The organism is Micromonospora solifontis, assembly GCF_003725545.1.
Lineage (GTDB): Bacteria > Actinomycetota > Actinomycetes > Mycobacteriales > Micromonosporaceae > Micromonospora > Micromonospora solifontis.
Genome location: NZ_RJLN01000001.1, coordinates 105,727 through 129,218, shown reverse-complemented (window position 1 = coordinate 129,218; position 23,492 = coordinate 105,727). Strand labels below are relative to the sequence as shown.

At 74.1% G+C, this 23,492-nt stretch carries 21 protein-coding genes; 11 read left to right on the top strand and 10 right to left on the bottom strand.

The window, feature by feature from the left end:
- The first annotated feature begins 40 nt into the window (after window positions 1-40).
- From nuoL to EFE23_RS00615, 4 genes are all read left to right on the top strand, one after another.
- Window positions 41-1,930 carry an NADH-quinone oxidoreductase subunit L gene (nuoL, locus tag EFE23_RS00630; protein WP_204335161.1) on the top strand — a complete coding sequence of 630 codons (1,890 nt, stop codon included), beginning with the start codon at window positions 41-43 and terminating at the stop codon, window positions 1,928-1,930.
- A 64-nt stretch (window positions 1,931-1,994) separates the two neighbouring features.
- A complete protein-coding gene (locus tag EFE23_RS00625; RefSeq protein WP_123238863.1) occupies window positions 1,995-3,527 on the top strand; it encodes an NADH-quinone oxidoreductase subunit M in 1,533 nt (510 codons plus the stop codon).
- The gene (nuoN, locus tag EFE23_RS00620; protein WP_123238862.1) at window positions 3,524-5,077 is read left to right on the top strand and encodes an NADH-quinone oxidoreductase subunit NuoN; all 1,554 of its coding nucleotides are present in this window, start codon (window positions 3,524-3,526) and stop codon (window positions 5,075-5,077) included. Before EFE23_RS00625 ends, nuoN begins: the two co-directional genes overlap by 4 nt.
- A gap of 89 nt (window positions 5,078-5,166) precedes the next feature.
- Window positions 5,167-6,246, top strand: a complete 1,080-nt coding sequence (locus EFE23_RS00615) for a polyprenyl synthetase family protein (RefSeq protein WP_123238861.1) — start codon at window positions 5,167-5,169, stop codon at window positions 6,244-6,246.
- A 116-nt stretch (window positions 6,247-6,362) separates the two neighbouring features.
- On the opposite strand, the gene EFE23_RS28705 is transcribed toward EFE23_RS00615, so the two are convergent.
- Together EFE23_RS28705 and EFE23_RS28700 are read right to left on the bottom strand one after the other, a co-directional pair.
- Entirely contained in the window at window positions 6,363-6,899 is a 537-nt protein-coding gene (locus EFE23_RS28705; RefSeq protein WP_369410316.1) for an MFS transporter, read from the bottom strand.
- Complete coding sequence (locus tag EFE23_RS28700; protein ID WP_233600794.1) at window positions 6,785-7,540, bottom strand: MFS transporter; 756 nt, start codon at window positions 7,538-7,540, stop codon at window positions 6,785-6,787. Before EFE23_RS28700 ends, EFE23_RS28705 begins: the two co-directional genes overlap by 115 nt.
- A 154-nt stretch (window positions 7,541-7,694) precedes the next feature.
- Between EFE23_RS28700 and EFE23_RS00605 the strand changes: the two genes are divergently transcribed.
- Complete coding sequence (locus EFE23_RS00605) at window positions 7,695-8,477, top strand: IclR family transcriptional regulator (RefSeq protein WP_123238860.1); 783 nt, start codon at window positions 7,695-7,697, stop codon at window positions 8,475-8,477.
- A 187-nt stretch (window positions 8,478-8,664) separates the two neighbouring features.
- Here the strand turns inward: EFE23_RS00605 and EFE23_RS00600 are convergent, their stop codons facing one another.
- A complete protein-coding gene (locus tag EFE23_RS00600) occupies window positions 8,665-10,740 on the bottom strand; it encodes a PhoX family protein (protein WP_123238859.1) in 2,076 nt (691 codons plus the stop codon).
- A 236-nt stretch (window positions 10,741-10,976) separates the two neighbouring features.
- On the opposite strand from EFE23_RS00600, the gene EFE23_RS00595 reads away from it, so the two are divergent.
- Window positions 10,977-11,471 (top strand): sigma-70 family RNA polymerase sigma factor, encoded by a 495-nt coding sequence (locus tag EFE23_RS00595; RefSeq protein ID WP_233600800.1) that lies wholly within the window; start codon window positions 10,977-10,979, stop codon window positions 11,469-11,471.
- Window positions 11,468-12,157, top strand: a complete 690-nt coding sequence (locus EFE23_RS00590) for an anti-sigma factor family protein (protein ID WP_123238858.1) — start codon at window positions 11,468-11,470, stop codon at window positions 12,155-12,157. Before EFE23_RS00595 ends, EFE23_RS00590 begins: the two co-directional genes overlap by 4 nt.
- Before the next feature lie 3 nt (window positions 12,158-12,160).
- On the opposite strand, the gene rarD is transcribed toward EFE23_RS00590, so the two are convergent.
- The 5 genes from rarD to eccE all read right to left on the bottom strand — a co-directional run bounded on the left by rarD (window position 12,161) and on the right by eccE (window position 16,449).
- Window positions 12,161-13,084 (bottom strand): EamA family transporter RarD, encoded by a 924-nt coding sequence (gene rarD, locus EFE23_RS00585; protein WP_123238857.1) that lies wholly within the window; start codon window positions 13,082-13,084, stop codon window positions 12,161-12,163.
- Complete coding sequence (locus EFE23_RS00580; protein ID WP_123238856.1) at window positions 13,081-13,569, bottom strand: GNAT family N-acetyltransferase; 489 nt, start codon at window positions 13,567-13,569, stop codon at window positions 13,081-13,083. The genes rarD and EFE23_RS00580 overlap by 4 nt, the downstream gene beginning before the upstream one ends.
- Window positions 13,570-13,638: 69 nt before the next feature.
- Window positions 13,639-14,073: a GNAT family N-acetyltransferase gene (locus EFE23_RS00575; RefSeq protein WP_123238855.1), complete on the bottom strand. Its 435-nt coding sequence runs from the start codon at window positions 14,071-14,073 to the stop codon at window positions 13,639-13,641.
- 68 nt (window positions 14,074-14,141) lie between these two features.
- Window positions 14,142-14,528, bottom strand: a complete 387-nt coding sequence (locus EFE23_RS00570; RefSeq protein ID WP_123238854.1) for a phage holin family protein — start codon at window positions 14,526-14,528, stop codon at window positions 14,142-14,144.
- Window positions 14,529-14,580: 52 nt separating this feature from the next.
- Window positions 14,581-16,449 carry a type VII secretion protein EccE gene (gene eccE, locus EFE23_RS00565; protein WP_123238853.1) on the bottom strand — a complete coding sequence of 623 codons (1,869 nt, stop codon included), beginning with the start codon at window positions 16,447-16,449 and terminating at the stop codon, window positions 14,581-14,583.
- A 176-nt stretch (window positions 16,450-16,625) separates the two neighbouring features.
- Here eccE and EFE23_RS00560 point away from each other — a divergent pair, with 176 nt between their 5' ends.
- Complete coding sequence (locus EFE23_RS00560; RefSeq protein ID WP_123238921.1) at window positions 16,626-16,943, top strand: WXG100 family type VII secretion target; 318 nt, start codon at window positions 16,626-16,628, stop codon at window positions 16,941-16,943.
- A 19-nt stretch (window positions 16,944-16,962) separates the two neighbouring features.
- Window positions 16,963-17,256, top strand: coding sequence for a WXG100 family type VII secretion target (locus tag EFE23_RS00555; RefSeq protein ID WP_123238852.1), 294 nt, complete (start codon window positions 16,963-16,965; stop codon window positions 17,254-17,256).
- 125 nt (window positions 17,257-17,381) lie between these two features.
- Here the strand turns inward: EFE23_RS00555 and mycP are convergent, their stop codons facing one another.
- Window positions 17,382-18,587, bottom strand: a complete 1,206-nt coding sequence (gene mycP / locus EFE23_RS00550) for a type VII secretion-associated serine protease mycosin (RefSeq protein WP_123238851.1) — start codon at window positions 18,585-18,587, stop codon at window positions 17,382-17,384.
- Window positions 18,588-18,739: 152 nt separating this feature from the next.
- On the opposite strand from mycP, the gene EFE23_RS00540 reads away from it, so the two are divergent.
- Together EFE23_RS00540 and EFE23_RS00535 are read left to right on the top strand one after the other, a co-directional pair.
- Window positions 18,740-22,072 carry an SseB family protein gene (locus EFE23_RS00540; RefSeq protein ID WP_233600793.1) on the top strand — a complete coding sequence of 1,111 codons (3,333 nt, stop codon included), beginning with the start codon at window positions 18,740-18,742 and terminating at the stop codon, window positions 22,070-22,072.
- Window positions 22,069-22,434: a UCP033725 family protein gene (locus EFE23_RS00535; RefSeq protein ID WP_123238850.1), complete on the top strand. Its 366-nt coding sequence runs from the start codon at window positions 22,069-22,071 to the stop codon at window positions 22,432-22,434. Before EFE23_RS00540 ends, EFE23_RS00535 begins: the two co-directional genes overlap by 4 nt.
- On the opposite strand, the gene EFE23_RS00530 is transcribed toward EFE23_RS00535, so the two are convergent.
- Window positions 22,431-23,363: an alpha/beta fold hydrolase gene (locus EFE23_RS00530; RefSeq protein ID WP_123238849.1), complete on the bottom strand. Its 933-nt coding sequence runs from the start codon at window positions 23,361-23,363 to the stop codon at window positions 22,431-22,433. The genes EFE23_RS00535 and EFE23_RS00530 overlap by 4 nt on opposite strands.
- Between the last annotated feature and the right edge of the window lie 129 nt (window positions 23,364-23,492).

Sequence of the window (23,492 nt, the reverse complement as noted above, 5' to 3'; positions counted from 1 at the left end):
GACGGTGGAAGAGACTGTGCATTTCGCGACGGCGAACGGGATGCTGGGCAGCGTCTGGCTGCTGGTGGCCATCCCGCTGGTCAGCGCGGCGATCCTGCTGCTGCTCGGCCGGCGGGCCGACCGGTGGGGCCACTGGCTCGGCGTGGCGGCCATCGGCGCCGCCTTCGTGCTCGGCCTGACCTACTTCTTCCAGCTCCGCGGCCTGGAGAACAAGCAGGTCCAGCTGAGCCTCTGGCAGTTCATCACGGCCGGCGATCTGAAGGTGGACTTCGGTCTGCTCTTCGACCCGCTGGCCGCGGTCTTCGTCCTGCTGATCACCGGGGTGGGTTTCCTGATCCACCTGTACGCGGTGGAGTACATGGCGCACGACGAGGGCCGGCGGCGGTTCTTCGGGTACTTCAACCTGTTCGTCGCCGCGATGCTGCTGCTGGTGCTCGGCAACAACTACGTGATGCTCTACTTCGGCTGGGAGGGCGTCGGTCTGGCGTCGTACCTGCTGATCTCCTTCTGGTACGGGCGGCCGAGCGCGGCCACCGCCGGCAAGAAGGCGTTCCTGATGAACCGGGTCGGTGACGCCGGCCTGGCCATCGGCATCTTCGTCCTCTTCGCGCAGCTCGGCAGCACCCAGTACGAGGACGTGTTCAACGGGGTCGGGGCACTCAGCCAGACCACCGTGCTGGTGCTCGGCCTGCTGCTGCTGCTCGGCGCGACCGGCAAGTCCGGCCAGTTCCCGCTGCAGGCGTGGCTGCCGGACGCGATGGAGGGCCCGACCCCGGTCTCCGCGCTCATCCACGCGGCCACCATGGTCACCGCGGGCGTCTACCTGATCGCCCGGTCGAACCCGATCTTCTCGGCCAACAGCACCCTGCAGCTGGTGGTGGTCAGCGTCGGCGCGATCACCCTGCTGATGGGCTGCCTCATCGGCGCGGCCAAGGACGACATCAAGCGGGTCCTGGCCTGGTCCACGGTGAGCCAGATCGGCTACATGTTCCTCGGCGTCGGCCTCGGCGGCGCGGCGTACGCGCTGGCCATCGTGCACCTGCTGGCGCACGGCTTCTTCAAGGCCAACATGTTCCTCGGCGCCGGCTCGGTGATGCACGGCATGAACGACCAGGTGGACATCCGCCGCTTCGGCAACCTGTCGAAGTACATGAAGGTCACCTGGCTGACCTTCATGATGGGCTGGCTGGCCATCATCGGCATGTTCCCGTTCTCCGGCTTCTTCTCCAAGGAGCCGATCATCGTGGCCGCGTTCGAGCGGGAGGGCTGGACCGCCTGGCTCTTCGGCATGGCGGCGCTGCTGGGCGCCGGGCTGACCGCGTTCTACATGACCCGGCTCTTCGTGCTCACCTTCCACGGCCCGAAGCGGTGGACCGAGGACATCGAGCACCCGCACGAGTCGCCGAAGCTGATGACGGTCCCGCTGGTTCTGCTGGCGATCGGTTCGGTCGTGGCCGGCTTCCTGCTCGCCACCTCGGTGCCGGACTGGCTGACCGCCACCGCCGGCCTGGGCGGCGAGCACGCGGAGCACGAGCCGGTGCTCGCGCACTGGCTGCTCACCACGCTCTCGCTGCTGGTGACGGTGCTCGGCGCCGGGCTGGCCTGGTTCCTGTTCCGCAACGGCACGGCCACCGAGCCGCAGCCGGCCGGCGTGCTGGTCACCGCCGCCCGCCGCAACCTCTACACCGACGCCTTCAACGAGGCGGTCTTCGAGAAGCCGGGCATCTTCCTCACCCGGGCGCTGGTCTTCCTCGACAACCGGGGCGTCGACGGGCTGGTCAACGGCCTCGCCGCTGCGGTGGGCGGGGGCTCCGGGCGGCTCCGGCGGCTGCAGACCGGCTTCGTGCGGTCGTACGCGACCTCGATCCTGACCGGCGCGCTGCTCGTGGTGGCGGCGTTCCTGGCGGTGCAGGCGGGGTGGCTGGCGTGATCGACCTGAACGCGGCCGCCCCCGCCGGCGGGCCACGCAGTCACGACGGAGGTAAGGCCGAATAATGTCCAACTTCCCGTTCCTCTCGGTGCTGACCGTGGCACCGCTGGTCGGCGCCCTGGTCGTGGCCCTGCTGCCGCGTCGCCGGCCGGACCTGGCCAAACTGGTGGCGTTCGGCTGGTCGCTGCTGGTGCTGGTGCTGTCGGTGATCATGTGGATCGCCTTCCAGGCCGACGGTGACCGGTTCCAGTTCCGCGAGTCGTACGCCTGGATCCCGAACTGGGGCGTGAACTTCACCTTCGAGGTGGACGGCATCGCGCTGGTCATGCTGATGCTGATCGCGATCCTGGTGCCGCTGGTGATCCTCGCGTCCTGGCACGACGCCGAGCAGTCCAAGCGCTCGGTGCCGGTCTACTTCGCGCTGCTGCTCGTCCTCGAGTGCACGATGATCGGCGTCTTCGCGGCCGCCGACGTCTTCCTGTTCTACGTGTTCTTCGAGGTCATGCTGGTGCCGATGTACTTCCTCATCGGCAGCTACGGCGGCCACCAGCGGCAGTACGCGGCGGTGAAGTTCTTCCTCTACTCGCTGGTCGGCGGTCTGTTCATGCTCGCCGCGGTGATCGGCCTCTGGGTGGTCGGCGGGAAGACCTTCGACTGGCAGGCGCTGAGCCAGGCGGAGTTCGCCACGGACACCGCCCGCTGGCTCTTCCTCGGTTTCTTCCTCGCGTTCGCGATCAAGGCGCCGTTCTTCCCGTTCCACACCTGGCTGCCGGACGCCGGTGGCGCGGCCCCGGCCGGCGCGGCGGCGCTGCTGGTCGGCGTGCTGGACAAGGTCGGCACCTTCGGGATCCTGCGGTACTGCCTGCCGCTCTTCCCCGAGGCGTCGCGGTGGTTCGCCCCGTGGGCGCTGGCGCTCGGCGTGATCGGCATCATCTACGCCGCGCTGCTGGCGGTCGGGCAGAACGACCTCAAGCGGCTGGTGTCGTACACCTCGATCGCGCACTTCGGCTTCATCGGGGTCGGCATCTTCGCCTTCACCACCCAGGCCGGCACCGGCGCGGTGCTCTACATGCTCAACCACGGGCTGGCCACCGGCCTGCTCTTCCTGGTGGTGGGCATGCTGATCGCCCGCCGCGGCTCGGCGCTGATCAGCGACTTCGGTGGCGCGGGCAAGCTGGTTCCGCTGCTGGCCGGGGTGCTCTTCTTCGCCGGTCTCGCCTCGCTGGCGCTGCCCGGCACCGCGCCGTTCGTCTCGGAGTTCCTGGTGCTGATCGGCACGTTCACCACCAACAAGCCGGTCGCGGTGATCGCCACGCTCGGCATCATCCTGGCCGCGGCGTACGTGCTGTGGATGATCCAGCGGACCACCCAGGGCACCCTCAACCCGACCCTCACCGAGGTCGACGGCATGCGCCGTGACCTGACCCTGCGCGAGAAGATCGTGGTCGCCCCGCTGATCGCGCTCATCGTGCTGCTCGGCTTCTATCCGAAGCCGGTCACCGATGTCATCAACCCCGCCGTCAAGGCGACCATGCAGGACGTGGGTCGGACCGACCCCGCGCCGGCGGTCGGCACCGTCCAGGAGGCCGCGAAGTGAGTGAACTGAAGCTACCGTCGCTCGACTACGCGGCGCTGGCTCCCATCCTGATCCTGTTGGGCGCCGCGCTGGTCGGCGTCCTGGTCGAAGCGTTCGTGCCCCGCCGCCTGCGTAACGGGGTGCAGCTCGCGCTCGCCCTGCTGGCGGTGCTCTCGGCGCTGACCATGGTGATCCTCAACGCCGACGACCGGCTGCTCACCGCCGGCCAGGCCATCGCCGTGGACGGGCCGGCGCTCTTCCTGCAGGGCGCGATCCTGATCCTGGCCACGATGGCCCTGCTGCTGATCGGGGAGCGCTCGGTGGAGCGGGGCGGGGCCTTCGTGGCCCACGCCGCGGTCACCGCGGAGTCGCCCGACGACCGGCGGCAGGCCGAGGGGGCGGGCGGCACCACCGAGGTGTACCCGCTGGCCACCTTCGCGATCGGCGGCATGCTGATCTTCGTGGCGGCGAACGACCTGCTCACCATGTTCATCGCGCTCGAGGTCTTCTCGCTGCCGCTCTACCTGCTCTGCGCGCTGGCCCGCCGCCGGCGGCTGCTGAGCCAGGAAGCGGCGATGAAGTACTTCCTGCTCGGCGCGTACTCCTCGGCGTTCTTCCTGTTCGGTGTGGCGCTGATCTATGGCTTCACCTCGGGCATCCCGGGCCGGACGGCCGGCGTCGACTTCGCCACCATCCACGCGGCGGTGGCCGACTCCCCGGCCAGCCGGACGCTGCTCTTCGCCGGCATGGCGCTGCTCGCCATCGGCCTGCTCTTCAAGGCCGCCGCCGCGCCGTTCCACGTCTGGACGCCGGACGTTTACCAGGGCGCGCCGACCCCCGTTACCGGCTTCATGGCCGCCTGCACCAAGGTGGCGGCCTTCGGCGCCCTGCTGCGGGTCTTCCACGTCGCCTTCTCCGGGGCCTCCTGGGACTTCACCCCGGTGCTCGGCGCGGTGGCGGTGCTGACCATGCTGGTCGGCGCGGTGCTGGCGGTGACCCAGACGGACATCAAGCGGCTGCTGGCCTACTCGTCCATCGCGAACGCCGGCTACCTGCTGGTGGGCGTGCTGGCACCGAGCAAGGACGGGCTCTCCGGCACGATGTTCTACCTGGTCGCGTACGGCTTCTCGGTGATCGCCGCGTTCGCCGTGGTGACCCTGGTCCGGGACGCCGACGGCGAGGCCACCCACCTGTCCCGCTGGGCCGGGCTGGGGCGGCGTTCGCCGTTCTTCGCGGCGATCTTCACCTTCATCCTGCTGGCCTTCGCCGGTATCCCGCTGACCAGCGGGTTCACCAGCAAGTTCGCGATCTTCGCCCCGGCGCTGGACGCGAACCAGGCCTGGCTGGTGATCGCCGGCGTGCTGACCAGCATGGTGCTGGCCTTCCCGTACCTGCGGGTCGTGGTGATGATGTGGCTCTCCGAGCCCGGGGACGCCACCCCGACGGTCACCGTGCCGGGCGCGCTCACCTCGGCGGCCCTGGTCATCGGCGTGCTCGCCACGCTGGTCCTGGGTGTCGCCCCGGCGCCGCTGCTCGACCTGGCCAACGGTGCCGCCGAATTCGTCCGATGACTTCAGGTCGTTCCCGCCGGGGGCCGGTACGCGTTGCGTACCGGCCCCCGGTCGTATCCCCCTCATCGGGCAGGTCGAACGGGTGTGGCATGGTTGGAGGCGTGATTCCGGCTGGCGAGCGTTCAGGTGCCACCGGCCCCGGCGGTGGTCCGGGCCCGGAGGGCACGGGTCAGTTCGGCGCGCTCGGCCTGCACCTCGCCGATCCGCGCGTCGAGGCATCCGTGCTGGACATCCTGGAGCGGGTCGAGACCGACCTGCGGGCCAGCGTGGCCAGCGCCGACCCACTGGTCACCGAGGCGGCCCGCCATCTGGTCGAGGCCGGCGGCAAGCGGTTCCGTCCGCTTCTGGTCGCCCTCGGCGCCCAGTTCGGCGACCCGACCGACGACCAGGTCGTACCGGCCGCCGTGGTGATGGAGCTCACGCACCTGGCGACGCTCTACCACGACGACGTCATGGACGAGGCCGCGGTGCGCCGGGGTGCCCCGAGCGCCAACTCCCGCTGGACCAACTCGGTCGCCATCCTGGTCGGCGACTACCTCTTCGCCCGGGCCGCGGACATCGCGGCCGAGCTGGGCCCCGAGGCGGTACGCCTCCAGGCGCGCACCTTCGCCCGACTGGTGCACGGGCAGATCGCCGAGACGGTCGGCCCGCGCGGCACCGACCCGGTCGCGCACTACCTGCACGTCATCGCCGAGAAGACCGGCTCGCTGATCGCCACCTCGGCCCGCTTCGGCGGCATGTTCGGCGGTGCGTCCCCCGAGCACGTCGAGGCCCTGGCCGGGTACGGCGAGACCATCGGGGTGGCCTTCCAGCTCTCCGACGACCTGCTCGACATCGCCAGCGAGTCGGACCAGTCCGGCAAGACCCCCGGCACCGACCTGCGCGAGGGGGTGCCGACCCTGCCGGTGCTCTACGCGCTGGGCTCGGACGACTCGGACGCCGCCAGCGTGCGGCTCCGGGAGATCCTGGCCACCGGCCCGCTGGTCGACGACGCGCTGCACGCCGAGGCGCTCGGCCTGCTCCGGGAGTCCCCGGCCCTCAAGCGCGCCCGGGAGACCGTTCGCAGCTACGCCGAGGACGCCCGCGCGCGACTCGCCCCGCTGCCGCGGATCCCGTCCCGCCGCGCCCTCGAATCCCTCTGCGACCACATCGCCGACCGCACCAGCTAACCCCCCACCCCCACCCCCACCCCCACCCCGGCCCTTCGTGGTCGATCATGAAGTTGACGGCGATGTCGATCTCGTCCAGTGCCGCTAAGTTCATGATCAACGAAGTGGGCGCGGGTTCAGGGGCGGGTGAGGAGGCGGGCGCCGAGGAGCATGAGGGCGGCGGCGGCGAGCATGGCGGCGGCCGCCGTGGACCACATGGTGGGGTAGCCGAGGGTGTGGGCGACGGTTCCGAGGGCCAGCGGGCCGAGGCAGCCGCCCGCGTAAACCCCGGTCTGGGTGATCGAGGTGGCCGCGGCCGGGGCCTGCGGGTGCAGCCGAACCACCGCGAAGTTCAGCAGGCCGGGCCACGCCCAGCCGAGGCCGAAGCCGAGCACCACGCCGGCGACCAGCGGCCCCGGGCCGGTCAGCGCGAGCAGGACCAACCCGAGCGCGCCGACCAGGAGCATGCCGGCGATCAGCGCCACGTGCCCGCTCTCCCGGCGGTCGGCGAGCCAGCCGGTGCCCACCCGGGCCGCCACGCAGACCGCGCTGCCCAGGGTCAGGGTGAGGCCGGCCAGCGCCGGGGAGAGCCCCCGGCCGGCCGCGGAGTCCACCACGAAGGTGCCCAGCGCGTTCGCGGCGGCGGCGGCCAAGGTGGCGGCCAGGCCGACCACGACCAGCGCCACCGTCGCCCGTCCGGCCCGTCGGGGCGCCGGGCGCCGCGCTGCGGCACGCTCCGGCGTCGGTACGGCCGGCAGTGCGGCCAGGGCCGCCCGGCGGCGGCCACGAACGCCCAGCGCCAGCCGGCGGTCAGTGCGATGGTGGGCACCGCCGCACCGGCCAGCAGCGTGGAGACCGGGATGGCGGCCTGCTTCACCCCGAACGAGAGGCCCTGCCGGTGGGTGGGGACGTGCCGGGCCAGGGCGGCGTTGCTGGCCAGCTGGCCGAGCGCGTTCGCGGCGGCGCTGAGCCCGAGCAGCGCGACCAGCACCGGGTACGACCGGGCCAGTGCCGCCACGGCCAGCAGCGAGCCGGCGGAGAGCAGGATGCCCGCGCGGGCCACCAGGGCGCTGCCGTAGCGCTCCACGAGCGCGCCGGAGGGCACCGAGGCGAGGGCGCTGATCCCGAAGTACACCGAGACGGCCAGACCCAGGCCGGCGGGGGAGAAGTGCAGGTCATGGCCCATCTGCACGGCGAGCCCGCCGACCAGGAAGACGGGCAGGACGCGGGCGATCGTGGTGGCGATGGCGCCCGCGCTGACCCGGACGGTACGCCGGGCCGCGGGAGGCGAGGGGTGCAACGCGGTGTCGGTCATCGTCAGGCAAACCTACGCCGGACACGTTTTGGCAGCTGATCGCGTCTGTCGGTGCACGGCCCGCGCCCGGTGATCTGGCATCCTCGATCCGAACAGGCATTTCGCACTCGGCCTGTTTTTCATATGGTGTAAGTCCCCGGCGGCGGAGGTGGTTGTGCGCGACCCCTTGGCGGAACCTTCGGACCTGATCCGCAGTGTCTCCCGCGCGCTTCGAGTGCTCGAGTCGGTCGGCCGTGCGCCGAGGGGACTCACCGTCAAGCAGATCGCCCGCCGCTGCGAGCTGACCGTGGCCACCACCTACCACCTCGTCCGCACCCTGGCCTACGAGGGCTACGTGATCCGGCGGGAGGACGGCACGTACATCGTCGGGCTGGAGGTGGCCGACCGGTACCGGGAGCTGGTGACCGCGTTCCGGGGGCCGCCGGCGGTCGGGGAGTCGCTGCGGCGGGCCGCCGTGGACACCGGCTGGAGCCACTACCTCGGGCGGTTCGTCGGGGGTCAGGTGGCGGTCACCGCCGTCGCCGAGGGGCCGCGCTCGCCTTACCTCGAGGACCTGGTGCCGGGCTTCGACGAGGGCGCGCACGCCACCGCCCTCGGCAAGAGCCTGCTGGCCACCCTCACCGCCGAGCAGCGCTTCCGGTACCTGCGCGAGTACGGCATGCGCCCGTTCACCAGCGCCACCCTGACCACGACCGAGGCGTTCGAGGCGGACCTGGCCGCGGGCGACCGGCGCGGGATGCAGTTGGAGCTGGGCCAGTTCCGGCAGGGTGTGGCCTGTGCGGCGGTGCTGGTCACCCCGGACAAGGACATCGAGCGCCGGGTGGTGCTCGCCTGCGCCCTGCCGGCCAGCGAGATGATGACCTCCGCCCGGGTGGTCCGGGCCAAGCTGCTCACCGCCGCCCGGACGATCGCCGACGGCATCGCCGCCGAGCCCTGACGCCGCGGCCGGTTCGGTCCGGCCTGCCCGGCGACGAGTTGCGGCAGACCGGGCCGTCGAGCCGCGCCGATACGGCGAGATGCCGCAATCCGCGTCCGCGGCCGGGATCGGAAGCGCCGGAGGGCCCCTTCCCGGGCGGGGAAGGGGCCCTCGGGGGCGGTCCAGCGCCGGACCGCCAGGGGGAACGTCAGCTGCCGACCGGGCCGCCGTTGACGCGCCAGGTCACCACCACGCCGGGCTTGGCGAAGTCGCCGTCGGGCCAGGTGGACACCGGGTTCTCCACCGACGCGCCGGTGATCTCGCCCGGGTGCTGGACGGCGACGAAGACCGACCGGTTGTCCCGGGTGATGAACGGGCCGCAGGTCTCCGCGCCCACCGGCACGGTGAGGAACTGCTTCAGGTGACCCCGTTCCGGGCCTTCGATCGCGGTGGCGAAGAGGCCGTCGTTGCTGCCCAGCGCGTTGCCGTCGGTGGCGATCCAGAGGTTGCCGGTGGCGTCGAAGGCGACGTTGTCCGGGCAGGAGATCGGCGAGACCTTGGCCTTGTCGTACCCGGCGAAGTGGGTCGACGGGTCGGCCGGGTCGCCGCAGACGATCGGCAGCGACCAGGCGAAACTCTCGCCGGTGTGGTCCCCCCGGTCCTCGACCAGCTCCAGGATCTGCCCGTGCTTGTTGAGGTTGCGCGGGTTCGCCTCGTCGGCGGCGGCCTTGCCGGCCTTGCCCCGGTCGGTGTTGTTGGTCAGCGCCACGTACACCTTGCCGGTGAGCTGGCTGGGCTCGACGTCCTCCGGCCGGTCCATCTTGGTCGCGCCGACCCGGTCGGCGGCGAGCCGGGTGAAGGTGAGCACGTCCGCGGCGGTCATCCCGTCGACGTACGAGCGGTTGCCGCTGACCAGCCTGATCCACCGGCCGCGCCCGTCGAACGCCCCGTCGGAGGGGAGCTTGCCGGTGCCGTCGATCTCGCCGGCGCTGTTGCCGGCCAGTGCCGCCACGTAGAGCGTGCCGGACTCCAGCAGGGTGCGGTTGTGCTTCCGGGCCACCCAGGAGCCGCCGGGCATGAACTTCTTGTCCGAGACGAACTTGTACAGGTAGTCGAACCGCTCGTCGTCGCCCAGGTAGGCCACCACGTGCCCGTTCCCGGCCACGATGACGTTGGCGCCCTCGTGCTTGAACCGGCCCAGCGCGGTGTGCTTGCGCGGGCGGCTCTCCGGGTCGAACGGGTCGATCTCCACAATCCAGCCGAAGCGGTGCGCCTCGTTGGGATGCTTCGCCAGGTCGAAGCGCTCGTCGGCGCGGTCCCACTTGCGGCTGCCGCTCGGGTAGCGCACGTCGGTGGGGATGCCGTACCGGGCCAGCTTCGGCTTCAGCTCCTCGGGCGCGCCGTCGCCGCCGACGAAGTACTGGTTGAAGTTCTCCTCGCCGGAGAGCACGGTGCCCCACGGGGTGACCCCGCCGGCGCAGTTGTTCAGCGTGCCGACCACCGTACGGCCCGTCGGGTCGGCGGCGGTGCGCAGCCAGGCCGAGCCGGCGGCCGGTCCGGTCAGCTCGAACGTGGTGGCCAGCGCGGTGACCCGCCGGTTGTACGGCCGCCGGCCGTGACTCACCGGCCGCCACTGTCCGGTGCCGGCCACCCGCTCCAGCTCCACCACGGACATCCCGTGGGCGGCCATGGCCACCCGCAGCTGCTCCACCGAGAGCGCGTCCTGGCCGGTGAAGCCGGGGAACATCAGGTCCTCGTTGGTGTACTCGTGGTTGACCACGAGCAGCGCCCGCTTCCGGTCGATCGGCAGCACCCCGACGAAGTCGTTGTTGTAGCCGAACTGCCGGGCCTGGGCCGCGGCGGTCTGGTGATGGAGGTCGAACTCGGGGGCGCCGGGCACCACCGGGTCGCCCCACTTGATGACGACGGCGTGGTCGTACCCGTTCGGCACCACCAGCGTGTCGAGCTTGTTCGGCGGGATCGGCCGGAAGGTCAGCGCGCCGTTGCCCATCCCGCCGGTCGGCGCGGCCGCCGCCGCGGCACCGGCCAGCGCGCCGGCGACGGTGCCGCCGAAGCCGAGCACCAGGGCGCCGACGGCGCCCGCGCGGACCACCCCGCGGCGGGACACCTCGGCCTCGACCAGGTCGCCGAAGTACGGGTTCGCCGAGGTGTTGGGCACCGGGTGGTCGCAGGCGTTGCCGCACCGGTATTGGCAGGTCATCGCATCGCGGGTACCGTGCCGGGGCGCGCCGAGCAGCGGAAGCAGCCGGGGACGTTCAGTCATGGGTGGGGCCTCCCGATCGGACGTCGGTGGCGCGCCCGGGCGTCGGCGCGCGTACCGGCCGGACGCTGCCAGGGCGCGATGAGCGGCCGCCGGCACGGAGCTGAACCGGACGTGAACAGCTGCGGCGTGACCTGCGGCTGAACCGTTCGGCGTCACGGCACGTATGGATGAGCGAACGCATCGCTGGTCTCGCCGCCGGAAGCGAGGTATCCGCCATCAGCGACCACGACGCCCAACTGCTGCGCGCGTTGCACGACGAGCACGCCGACGCGCTCTTCGCGCACGCCCTCCGGCTGGTCAACGGTGACCGGTCGCGCGCCGAGGACCTGGTGCAGGAGACGCTGCTCCGGGCCTGGCGGCACCCGGAGTCGCTGGATCCCCGGCGCGGCTCCGTCCGCGCCTGGCTGTTCACCACCGCCCGGAACCTGGCCATCGACGCCTGGCGGCGCCGGTCCACCCGGGTCGGCGAAATCTACACCGACGAGCTGCCCGAACCTGCCGAGACGGTCGACGAAGCGGAGCGCGCGGTGGAGGCGTGGACGGTGGCCGAGGCGCTGAACCGGCTCAGCCCCACCCATCGGGAGGTGCTGGTGGAGTGCTTCTACCAGGGGCGGTCGGTGGCGGAGGCGGCCGCCCGGCTCGGCGTACCGCCGGGCACGGTCAAGTCCCGCACCCACTACGCGCTGCGGTCACTACGGTTGGCCCTGGCCGAGATGGGGGTGACCGGATGACCCGCTGCGAGTTCGCGCACGACGACGGCGCGTACGTGCTGGGGGCCCTCGCCCCTGCCGAGCGGGCCGCCTACGAGCGGCACCTGGCCGGCTGTGCCGCCTGCCGGGAGGCGGTCGCCGAGATCGCCGTCCTGCCCGGCCTGCTCGGCCGGCTCGACCCGGCCGGGCTGGAGCAGTTCCTGGAGGTCGGCCCGGAGGCCTCCCGGGTGCCCGCGCTGCTCGACGCCGCCCGGCAGCGGCGGCGCCGCGAGCGGTCCCGGTCGCGGCGGCGGTACGCGTTGACCGCGCTCGCCGCGGCCGTGCTCGCCGTGCTGGCCGGCCTGGGGGCGGCCCAGCTCCGGCCGCCGGCCGCCCCGCCGTCGCCGCAGGTGCCACTGGTCGCCATGCGTCCGGTGGCGGGCAGCGTGCCGGTGCACGCCGAGATCGGACTGACCGACACCGCGTGGGGCACCGAGGTCACCATGCACTGCGGGTACGACCGCCGGGCCGGTCACCGCGAGGCGTACACCTTCCGGTTGGTGGCGCACGGCCCGGACGGCGCGACGGAGCAGATCGGCTCGTGGCTGGCCGCCCCCGGCGACGACCTCCGTTTCACCGGCGTCACCCACTTCACCCGCGGCGAGCTGGTCGGCCTGGAACTGCTCCGCGCCGACGACACCCCGGTCCTCGCCTACGACCTCCGGTGAGCCTCAGCCGACCGGGGCGGGGGCCGCAGCGGCGGCGCGGGCCGTGGCGCGGGTGCGGCGGGCCTGGCGGACGGCGTCGGTGGTGAAGACCACCAGGGCGAGCCAGACCAGGGCGAAACCCGCCAGCCGGGCCGGTGGCATGGGCTCGTGGTAGATCAGCACGCCGCAGCCGAGCTGGAGGATCGGGCCGACGTACTGCAGCATGCCGAGGGTGGAGAGCGGCAACCGGTTCGCCGCCCCGGCGAAAAGCAGCAGCGGGATCGCGGTGACCGCGCCGGCCAGCACCAGCAGCAGCGTGTGCCCGACGGAGACGTGACCGAAGGTGGACGTGCCCTGGCGGGTCAGCCAGGCCAGGTAGCCCAGTGCGGGCAATGCCAGCACCGCCGACTCGACGAAGAGGCCCTCCGCGGCCGGCAGCCCGAGCCGCTTCTTGACCAGCCCGTAGCCGGCGAAGCTGAACGCCAGGGTGAGCGCCAGGTAGGGCAGCCGGCCGTAGTCGACGGTCAGCACCGCCACCGCCACCCCGCCGATGCCGAGCGCCACCCACTGCGCCGGGCGCAGCCGCTCGTGCAGCAGGAAGACCCCGATCAGCACGATGACCAGGGGGTTGATGAAGTAGCCGAGAGCGGTCTCCACCACCCGGTCGGAGTTCACCCCGTAGATGTAGGTGCCCCAGTTGACCGCGATCAGCGCGGCCGCCGCGGTGATGCCGGCCAGCGCGCGGGGCCGGCGGGCCAGGGCGCGCAGGAAACCGATGTTGCGCAGCGCGGCCAGCACGAGGGCGACGAAGACCACCGACCAGACGATCCGGTGCGCCAGGATCTCCACCGGCCCGGCCGGCCGGAGCAGCTTCAGGTAGATCGGGAAGAAACCCCAGATGAGGTACGCGCCGAAGCCGTACAGGTAGCCGAGGCGGGTCTGGTTCACGCCTCCACCGTAAGTGGTGAAGAGGCGTGTTGCTCCTTTCCAGTGACCTGGCTCACCCGCTGGTCGAGCTGCATCCAGCGGTCCGTTTCGACCGGGCCGAAGCCGACCTTCGCGTACACCCCGTGGGCGTCGGCCGTGGCCAGCAGGATCCGGCGTACGCCCAGCTCGGCCAGGTGGTCGCGAACCGCACCGGCCAGCCAGGTGCCCAGGCCGCGACCCCGCTCGCCCCGGTCCACGTACACGTCGCAGAGCCAGGCGAAGGTCGCCCGGTCGGTGACCACCCGGGCCACCGCCACCTGCCGCCCGTCCGCCGGCCGGTAGACCCCGAAGCCGATCGAGCCGGCGAAGGCGCGCTCGACCGTGTCCCGGTCCCGGCCGAGCGCCCAGTACGCGTCGGTGGAGAGCCACCGGTGCACCCGGTCCAGGTCGAGCCGGGCCGGGTCGGTGCTGAGCTGATAGCCGTCGGGGCGGGTCAGGGTGAACACCCGACCGACGCTACCGCCGGCTCCCGGACTCCTCGCCAGCCAATTCCCGCCCGCTGGCCTCCCGGCGGCTCAGGCCGGCAGCGGCTTGACCCAGCGGTGGCACTGCGGCTGCTCCCGGTAGCCGGCCGCCGCCCAGGCCCGCCGGCCCAGCTCGTTGTCGTCGAGCACCATGGCGTCGGCACGCCGGCCGCCGAGCCGGGCGAGCCGCCGCTCGGCAGCGGCCAGCAGGGCGCGGCCGATGCCCTGCCGGCGGCGGTCCGGGTGCACGGCGAAGCGGTAGAGGTGGGCCCGCCAGCCGTCCCAGCCGGCGATCAGCGAGCCCACCAGCACGCCCTGGTCCACCGCCAGCAACAGCGCCTCCGGGTCGCGTGCGAGCAGCAGCCGCACCGCCTCCGCGCTGTCGTGCCGGTCGGTGTCCTCGGCCGCGTACCGCCAGAAGGCGAGCACCGCCTCGACGTCACCGCTCGTCCCCGGCCGGATCTCGTAGCCCACTCCCTGCTCCATGCTCGGCGATTGTGGACCGCCGCCGGGCCCGGCCGGCGGCGGTCGCCGGGCGTCCCAGCTGCCGGGCGTCAGTCGCGGTCGAGGATCGCGCCGAGGATCCAGGTCACGATGCCGACGAAGAGCGCGCCCAGCACCGCGGCCGGCCAGAAGTTGTCCACGTGGAACGGCAGTCCCGCCTCACCGGCGATCCAGCTGGTGAGCAGGAACAGCAGGCCGTTCACCACCAGCGCGATCAGGCCGAGGGTCAGCAGGTAGAAGCCGCAGCCCACGGTCTTGATGATCGGCTGGAGCACGGCGTTGACCACACCGAAGATCGCCGCGACCAGCACCAGCGTGATCACCGTGTCGGTGGCCGAGTCCGAGTCCAGCTTGATGCCCGGGATGAGCAGCGTGGCGAGCCAGAAGGCCACCGCGGTCGAGGCGAGCCGGATCAGAAGGCCCTTCAGAAAACCCATGGCGGGGATCGTGCCATGCCGCGGCGACCCGCGGGAACCCGTGTCGATCAACTCAGCGGCGACTCGGCCGACCGACCAGCTGCGATTCGATCGGCGTCGGGGAGAGCAGTGCCCAGCGCAGCGCCCGCCGGTTGACCACGGCCACCATGTCGTCGCGGATCCGGGTCAGCCACTCCGCCGAGCCGCCGAGGCCGAGCGCGGTGCCGGCCAGCGCCGCCTCGGCCGGATCCAGCGGCTGCAGGATCGCCAGATCGGCGCGGGCCAGCGTCGCCGAGTCCACCGGGGTCAGCTCGTCCCGGACCACCAGGACGGACTGCCAGGCCGCCGCCGGCCCGACCTCCGCCGGCACCGGGCCGGCGTCGACCACCAGCAGCAGCGGTTGCAGCGGCGAACCCGGCGCGCCGCCCACCGGACGTCCGGGCGGGATCAGCGGCACCGCGCCGCCCGGCGCGCCCACCCCGCGGACGAACGGCTCCCACGCCCGCGGCCGGGCCGTCTGCACCACCACCCGGGCGCCGAGCGCCAGCGCGCGCAGTGCCAGGAGTTGCGCGGCGCGCACCCCGCCGACCAGCAGCAGCCGGGTCGTGCCGGGGCCGAAGAGGCGTACGGTGACCGCGCCGCCGTGCCGGTTGGCCCCGACCATCAGCCCGGACTCGCCGACCGACAGCTCCAGCCCGTTCAGCTCCGCGCCGGCCACCTCCTGGCCGCCCGGTGCCACGGCCAGCGGCAGGGTGGCGGTCAGCCCCGCCAGGTGCTCGCCGTCGAGCCGGCGGACCTCCGCGCCCAGATCGCCGACGAGCCGGCGCAGGGCCCGCTCGGCCACGGCCAGCTCCGGACCGGTCCAGGCGGCCAGGCGTACGGTCAGCTCCGCCGGAACCGGCGCGGTGTCGGTGCCGGCGCGCGGACCGACGCAGAGTGCGACGGTGGTGGCGGTGGCCGGCAGCGCCAGCAGCCGGGGCACCAACCGCCGGCCCGCGTCGGTACGCGGTTCCGGCCACCGCCGCAGCCGGTAGGTGACCTGGACGAGCCCGCCCGCCGTCACGGCCGGCCAGGACTCGCGGACCGGCGCCCCGACGTCGTGGTGGGCCAGTTCGGCGACCACCCGCAGCGCCGCCGGCCCGCCCAGCGGGCGGCCGGCCAGCGGACCGAGCCGGCGGACGATCCGGCGGACCGCGCCGGCGAGCGCCCGCCGCAGCTCCTCGTCCGACCAGCCGTCGACGCGGAGCATCCGGACGGCGAGCACCGCCCGGACCCGTCCCGCCAGCCGGCCGTCGGTCAGCTGCCGGTAGGACGTGCCGGCCGTGCCGGCCCCGGCCGCCGGTGCCGGGGCGGGCGAGGCGGAGAGCAAAAGTTGGAGCCGTGCCGGTGGGCTCTGCGGCCCGGGTGGAGCCAGCAGCGAGAGCGGCGCGGGCAGGGCTCGCGGGCCGTCGCCGAGCAGGTCGGCGGGCTCACCGATCTCGACCAGCGCGGTGATCCCGGCCGGGTCGTCCAGCACCGCGGCGGGGGTGCCGGCCAGCTCGGCGGCGTGCACCGACGATCCCGGGGCCACCAGCTCCAGCAGCGCGGCCGGCCCCGCGGCGGCTGGCAGGGCGCGCCGCCGGGTCAGGTGCCTCAGGCCGACCAGCAGCCATTCATGGAGCCACCGGCCGCGCCAGCGGACCCAGGCCCCGGGCAGCAGCAGGATCGCCAGCAGCAGGGCCGCCGCGGTCACCGGCACGCCCCGGCCGGCGGCCGCCACCAGCGCGGCGACCGCCACCTGTGCCGCCACCACCTGACCGGCCCGTACGACGGACGCGGGGCGCGGCCCCCGTGGTGGTGGGTGGGGAGTCGCCGGTGCCGGGCGCCCGGTCGCCGTCGCCGTCACCGCGCCTCCTCCCGGGTCCGCCGCGTGACGTTGCCGTGGCTCATCGTAAGCGGTCATTGTCCACAGGGGAGGCCCAGGGGGTAGCAGAACCGGAGTCGGGCGGCTACCGTCAGCGACGAGTTCCGCCGAGCGCGCCCGTCCCCGCCCCCCGTTTCCGGTCGCGCGCTCCGGCGGCGTCCACGGTGGTCGTTCCGGCGGCCAGCCACGACCGAGGAGACGAGGTGACGTCCGGGGTGTCCCAGACCCAGGCAGAAGCCGCGGTGATGCAGCAGACCGCCGCGAAGTTCGAGCAGGTGGATCAGTCGTTGCAGACGATGCTCAGCGGCCTGATGGCCGAGCTGGAGGTGTTGCAGCAGGCCTGGCGTGGCGCCGGCGGCCGTTCGTTCGAGCAGGTCAAGCAGCAGTGGGTGCAGGATCAGGCGGCGTTGCAGCGGGCCCTGCGGGAGACCGCGAACGCGATCCGCACCGCCGGGACGCAGTACGACGTCTCGGACGCCGACGCCGCCACCCGGGTGAGCGGGACCAACCGCGGCATCCAGCTGCCGCTCTGACGACGAGAGGACGGATCCGATGGACCACGGTGTGCTGGTCGTGAACTTCGCCGCGCTGCAACAGGCCGGCGCGGACATCCAGAAGGCGTTGAACACCCTCGACAGCCAGCTCGGGCAGCTCGAGCGGGACGCCGCGCCGCTGGTGGCGAGCTGGTCCGGCGCGGCCCGCGAGGCGTACGAGCAGCGCCAGTCCCGGTGGCGGGCCGCCTCGCAGGACCTCCAGGCCATGCTGCGCGACATCAAGCTGGCGGTGGAGGACTCCGCGGCCGACTACCTCGACACCGAGAAGCGCAACGCCAACCTGTTCCAGTGACCCCGGCGGCGCCCGGCCCGGCGTGGTTGAGCTGATCAAGGGGTTTGCGTCGCCGTGCGCGGACAGCCGGACGCAAACCTCTTGATCAGCCGGCGGGCGCGGCGGCGGGTGACCGGGTGGGTGGGTCAGGCGGGGTCGGCGGGGCGCCAGCGGCGGCGGGCGCCCCGAGGCAGCACCACCGCCAGCAGCGCCACGACGGTGGCTGCCGCGCCGGTCACGCCCGCCACCAGCAGCGCCCGGTCCCGGGCCGCCAGCCGTCGCGTCCGCTGCGCCGCCCCGGCCGGATCGGGCCGCTCCACCGCCAGCGCGGCCCGCTGCTCCGGCCGGGCGGCCACCGGACCGGGCGACTCGACGACGGCCCGGTACGGGTTCAGCACCCCGGCGCCGTATCCGTCGCCGCGTCCCGGTGCCGGATCCGTGCCGGCCACGATCCGCCCGGCGACCTCGGCGGCGCTCAGCTCCGGGCGGTACTGCCGCAGCAGGGCCGCGGTGGCGGCCACGAACGGCGTCGCGTAGCTCGTCCCCTCCGCCCGCTGGTGGCCCTGCCCGGGCGCGGCCATCAGCACGTCGCTGCCCGGGGCCACCAGGTCCACGTACGGGCCGGTCTGGGAGAACGGGGCGCGGGTGCCGTCCGCCCCGATCGCGCCCACCCCGAGCACCCCGTCGTACGCGGCCGGGTACGGCCGGGGGTCACCGCCGTCGTGCAGGTTGCCGACCGCGGCCACGACCACCACGTCCCGGCGTACCGCGTAGGCGATCGCGTCCCGGACCGCCGGGTCGTCCGCGTACAGCACGACGGAGAGGTTGAGGACGTCGGCGTCGTGGTCCACCGCCCAGCGGACGGCCCGGGCGAAGCCGGCCGCGCCGACCGTCCGCCCCGACTCCCGGCCCTCGACGACCTGCTGCTCGCTGACCCGTACCGGCAGGATGCGGGCACCGGGGGCGAGCCCCCGGAACGCCACGCCGGGGCGGCTGCGCGCCGCGATGATGCTCGCCACCCCGGTGCCGTGTCCGGCGCAGTCCCGGGTGCCGTCGCCGCCCCGGTCGAGGAAGTCGGCCCCGTCGAGCACCCGCCCGGCCAACTGCGGGTGGGTACGGTCCACGCCCGAGTCGATCACCGCGACGACCACCCCCGTGCCGTCGGCGAGCGGGCTGAGCCGGTCCGGCGCGTACCGTTGCTGGGGCCACGGGGTGGCCGCGACGGGGCGGGCCGGCGCCGGTGGCGAAGCACACCCCGACGGCGCCCGGGCCGCCGCCGGTGCGGCCGGCACTGCGGCGGCGACAATGGTGACCAGGGCGGCCAGGACCGGGTGTGCGGTGGGCCGGAACATCGACCGCCTCCGTAACGTGTCGGCTCCGGAACGGGATGTTAGCGCCTCACGCGACCGGCGGCGGACCGGTGATGGCCAGCCATTGTGATCTTGTTACCACCTTGTAGGTTGTAGGCGATGCCTGTGGCCTGCGCGCGGAAGGAGAGGTGGCCGTGACCGAATGGGAGCCGGCCACCGAGGCCGAGGCGGCGATGCGGGACGCCCTGCGTGCGCAGGACCAGCAGCTCTACTTCCGCATCCTGACCAGGGTCGATCTGCTGCTGCCGGTCGCCGGGCCGGCGCCCGCCGGGCCCGCCGCGGCCGGCTGGGGGACCTGGACGACCGGCGGCCGGACACACGTCCTGGCATTCACGTCCGTCACCGCGATGCGGGCCTGCCTGGGCGGCGACGCGGGAGCCACCCGCCGCGTCCCGTACGCCGACCTGGCCGCCGGCTGGCCCAACCACGAGTGGTGGCTCGCGGTCAACCCCGGCCTGCCGATCGAGGGTTACCTGCCCGCCTGGTTCGTGGCCCAGCTCTCCCGGGGCGACGTCCGGTTGCCGGGGCGGACCATGGGGGCCCGCGCCCGGTTGGAGCGGGTGGAGAAGGCCGCCCGGCCCCGTCCCGACGCGCCGGGCCGGGACGTTCCCCCGGCCGCCGTTCCCCCGGCCGCCGTTCCGCCGCAGGCCGGCGCGTCGACCGGCCAGGCGCCGTCGGCCCCCGCCGGTCGAGTGCCGGGCGAGCCCGCCACCGTGCCGTTCCCGGCGGTGCCGGGCACGCCGACGCGCGCCCCGGTCCCCGGCCGGGCCGAGCCGTCGGTGCCACCGGCGGTCCCCCGTCGCCCGGACCCCGCGAACGGTCAGCTCACCGCGGAGCGCCTGGCGCGGCTCGGTCCGCGCGAAGTGGACGAGGGCGCCACCCGCGACGGGTGGTCCGGGCGCGTCACCAGCGGCGATCCCGCCCGCCGTGCCGGTGACCTCGCCGCGCCCGTCGAACGCGTCGCCGACCGCCCCGACCCGGGGCCGGCCCCGGACAGTCTCGCCGGCTGGGTCAGCGACCTGCGGCGGCGCCAGGACGAGCCGGATCCCTTCGACACCGCGGCCCGCTCCGGCACGCCCAACGGCCGATCCGCCCCGCCCCCGGCCCGGTCGTTCTTCGAACCCGCCTCGGGCCGGACCGCCCGCCGTCCGTCCCCGCTGGACCAGCCGCACCAGGCCGGTGACCGGGCCGTCCCGCCGTCCCGGTTCGCCCAGGGCACGCAACCGTTCCCCCGCCGCCGGCCGCTGCACGAGCCGGTGCCGGAGGATCCCACCCAGGCGTTTCCCATGGACGCCGCCGAGGCCACGCCGGCGCTCGGCCCGAGCCGGCCGGAGGAACCGCCCCGGCCGTTCCGCCCTGCGCCGCCACCGGCCTCGGCGGCTGAGGCCACCCAGGCGTTGCCTCGGCGCCGCCCCCAGGCCGGGGACGCCTCCGACGTGGACGAGCCCACCCAGCCGATCCCGGCAGGGGACGACCGGTCCGCCGTACCGCCCGAGGCGGAGGAACTGCCCCCGTCGATCGCCGAGCCGGTGTCCGGGCCGCCCGCCGGGCGTCGGGGCTTCTCACCGATCGTCATCGAGGGCACCATCATCGAAGCCCGCGACCTCACCGGGCCGGTGGAGGCGCCGACGGCCCGCGCGGGCGCCGGCGCGGGTCCGGTGGTCCCCGAGGCGTACGCGGTGCCCACCGTTCCCGCGGCCGCCTCGGCGATGGCCACCGCGACGGCGCCACCGGCGTACGGGGCGGACGGCGAAGGCCATGCCGAGCCCTGGGCGGGCCCCGCCGAACCCACCGTGCCGTTCCACATCGACCCGGCCGCCCGGGAGAGCCGGTCCGAGCCGACCGTTCCGGCGGCCCGCCCCGCCGAGACCACGGACGTGCCGGCGTCGGCTGCCGAGCCGACCGCGCCGCTGTCCGGCGGCTCCGCCACGGCGGACCGGCCGCCGTTCGAGCCGGTCGCCCCGACCGGCGAGCCGACCGAACCGTTGCTCGACGCCTCCGCCTCGGCGGAGAGGCCCCTGTTCGAGCCGGCCGGCCCGGCGCAGCGGCGAACGGAGCCGCCGTACCCGCGTGCCGCGGCGGTGGCGGACCGGACCGAGCCGCTGTCCGCGCCCGCCGTGCCGTTCCCGGATGAGCGGACGGAGCCGCTGTCCACGCCGGCCGTGCCGTTCCCGGACGAGCGGACCGAGCCGCTGTCCGCGTCCGCCGGGCGGCCCACGGCGGTCGCGCCGCCCGCCTGGACGGCACCCTCCGGGGATCGGGCGGCGCAGCTCTCCGCTCCCGACGAGCGGCCCACCGCCACTCCGTCACCTGCCGCGCCGCTCGCCTGGACCGCGCCGACGCCCAGACCGACCGACGGCACGCCGCCCGCCGACCCGGTCCTGCCCGGGCACGCCGACCCGGTCCCGGGCGGGCACGCCGACCCGGTCCCGGGCGGGCACGCCGACCCGGTTCCGGGTGCGGAGCCCGGCCCGGCTGCCGTGGTCCCGGCGCCGGCCGACTTCGTGCCGGCGAACGAGGTCGAGGAGGAGCTGCTCGGTGCAGTGGGCAGCGGCAGCACCGACGGATTCCTCTCCACTCTGCTGCTGGCCCGAGTGCTGCTGCCGGTCGCGGCCGAATCCGCCGCCGGCAGCCGGCCGGGTGACCCGGGCTTCGTCTGGCACACCGAGCAGCTCGACGGCGGCCCGTACGTGGTGGTCTACACCTCCCCGGAGCGGCTGGCCGACCGCGCCGACGGTCCGGTCGACACCGTACGCGTGAAGTTCGTCCAGCTCATCCGGCGCTGGCCGGACGAGAGCTGGTCGTTCGCGGTGAACCCGGGCACCCCGGTCGGCGCGACCTATCCCGGCGAGCAGGTGCTGGCCCTGGCCAACTGGGCCGCCGAGGTCGGGCTCGGCGACGACCCGGAGGGCGATCCCGAGCCGGCGGCCACCGGGACGACGTCGGCGGAGACTCGGCCCGCCCCGCCGCCGGTGGATCCGACCCGGCCGGTGACCATGCAGAAGGCTGTCGCCCCGAGCCAGCTCGCCTACTACCTGGAGCGCGGCTACGACCGGGTGTCCGGCTTCGTGCACCGGGCCAACGAGCTCGCCCATCTCGGCACGCCGGCCGAGCTGTACGACGCGCTCGGCCTCGGCTACCCGGACACGCCGTTCTCCCGTGACGCCGAGGAGATCTACGTGCTGCGCTGGCCGGCGTACCGGCCGAGCCTCTACCGCATCCCCTACGGGGGGCAGAATGAGGCCGCGATGCGGGCCATGGAGGGCTGGGTGATCGAGCGCCCGCCGTTCCGGGGCAACGGTTTCGCGCCGGGGGAGAGCAGCGACGTCGTCGCCGAGTTCAAGGTGGACAGCGCCCGGCTGCCGCACGGGGCGCAGCTGTGGCGGATCGGCGCGGACCGTAGCGAGCGGGTGGTGGCCACCCTGGACACCGACGCGCTGCTCTGGCGCCGGGTCGGTGCGCCGTGAGCCGCGACGGCTACGTGGCCCGCTGGCGGGGCCGGGAGTACCAGGCCAGCCCCGACGGCGAGGACGTCCGCCTCTACCAGCCGGAACCGGGCGAGAGCTTCGAGGAGGTACGCCCCGGTCGGTTCGTCCGGGTGGTGCCGGCCGCCGAGGTGGAGGACCTGGCGTACGTCCGGACCACCTGCACCTGGCAGGGGCAGCCGTTCATCGTGCTGGCCGAGCACGAGGGCTGGCTCCGGGTGGAGTACACCGGCGGCCGCTGGCCGGTGGCCCGGGCGATGGGGCTGGAGGCGTTCGACTTCGGCGTCTACCAGGGCTGGGCGCCGGCCAACGAGGTCGTCGACCTGCGCGAGAAGCGGGTCTAGGCCTTCGCCCAGCGCAGGATCTCGCCGAGCACCACGTCCCGGGCCTCCACGTGCGGGAAGTGGCCGACCCCGTCGAGCAGCCGCCACTCGTACGGCGCGCTGACGTAGCGGCCGGACCCCTGGGCGGTCCGCGGCAGGGAGGCCTCGTCCAGCGCGCCGTGCAACTGGAGGGTCGGCGTGACCAGCGGCTTCTGCATCAGCTTGACGAACCGGTAGCCGTGCAGTCGCAGCACCGACCGGAACGCCCAGCGGTAGCCCTCCATGGCGCAGAAGGCGGCCTGCGGGATCTGCATGGCCACCCGGCAGCACCGGGCGTACGCCTCGAACTCCGGGCCGGCGACCCAGCTCGGCCCGCCCCAGCGGCGCAGGATCGACTCCACCTCGACGGCGTCGTCCCGGGTCAGCACGTGCTCGTAGCGGGGCAGCTGGAACTTCAGCGTCCGGGTGGCGGCGGCGAACTGGCCGCGCGGGTCGGCGAAGATGGCCGCGCGTAGCCGGAGCGGGTGCGGCGCCCCGAGCACCACCAGCCGGCGGACCAGGGTGGGGTGGAACGAGGCGGCGGTCCACGCGATGAGCCCGCCGGCCCCGGAGCCCACCAGGGTCGCCGACCGCTCGCCGAGGGCGCGGATCAGCCCGGCCACGTCGGCGGCGAGGGTGTAGCCGTCGTACCCCCGGGGTGGCTTGTCGCTGGCGCCGTACCCGCGCAGGTCGGCCGCGACGGCCCGGAATCCCGCGTCGGCGACCGCCGGCAGCAGCTCGTGCCAGGCGTACCAGTATTCCGGGAAGCCGTGCAGGAAGAGCACCATCGGGCCGGTGCCGGCCTCGACGACGTGGAAGCGGCTGCCGTTGGCGCCGACGAACCGGTGCGTCCACGGTCCCTCGGGGAGGACGCAGGACTCGTCGACGGGTCCGCCACGCTGGTCGGTCATGGGGCACAGCCTAGGGCCGGCGATCCGTTGCCGGCCCCGCAGGTGGCGAGGATCAGGGGATTCTCCGGGACACCCGGGCGGGTGCCGCGGGCCGGCCGGAAAGGGCGATGCCCGGGCAGGTGGCCCTGC

Coding starts and splice junctions, on each gene's coding strand:
- nuoL (WP_204335161.1), top strand. CDS start 41: ATGCTGGGCAGCGTCTGGCTGCTGGTGGCCATCCCGCTGGTCAGCGCG.
- EFE23_RS00625 (WP_123238863.1), top strand. CDS start 1,995: ATGTCCAACTTCCCGTTCCTCTCGGTGCTGACCGTGGCACCGCTGGTC.
- EFE23_RS00615 (WP_123238861.1), top strand. CDS start 5,167: ATGGTTGGAGGCGTGATTCCGGCTGGCGAGCGTTCAGGTGCCACCGGC.
- EFE23_RS28700 (WP_233600794.1), bottom strand. CDS start 7,540: ATGACCGACACCGCGTTGCACCCCTCGCCTCCCGCGGCCCGGCGTACC.
- EFE23_RS00600 (WP_123238859.1), bottom strand. CDS start 10,740: ATGACTGAACGTCCCCGGCTGCTTCCGCTGCTCGGCGCGCCCCGGCAC.
- EFE23_RS00590 (WP_123238858.1), top strand. CDS start 11,468: ATGACCCGCTGCGAGTTCGCGCACGACGACGGCGCGTACGTGCTGGGG.
- EFE23_RS00575 (WP_123238855.1), bottom strand. CDS start 14,073: ATGGAGCAGGGAGTGGGCTACGAGATCCGGCCGGGGACGAGCGGTGAC.
- EFE23_RS00570 (WP_123238854.1), bottom strand. CDS start 14,528: ATGGGTTTTCTGAAGGGCCTTCTGATCCGGCTCGCCTCGACCGCGGTG.
- eccE (WP_123238853.1), bottom strand. CDS start 16,449: ATGACCGCTTACGATGAGCCACGGCAACGTCACGCGGCGGACCCGGGA.
- EFE23_RS00555 (WP_123238852.1), top strand. CDS start 16,963: ATGGACCACGGTGTGCTGGTCGTGAACTTCGCCGCGCTGCAACAGGCC.
- mycP (WP_123238851.1), bottom strand. CDS start 18,587: ATGTTCCGGCCCACCGCACACCCGGTCCTGGCCGCCCTGGTCACCATT.
- EFE23_RS00530 (WP_123238849.1), bottom strand. CDS start 23,363: ATGACCGACCAGCGTGGCGGACCCGTCGACGAGTCCTGCGTCCTCCCC.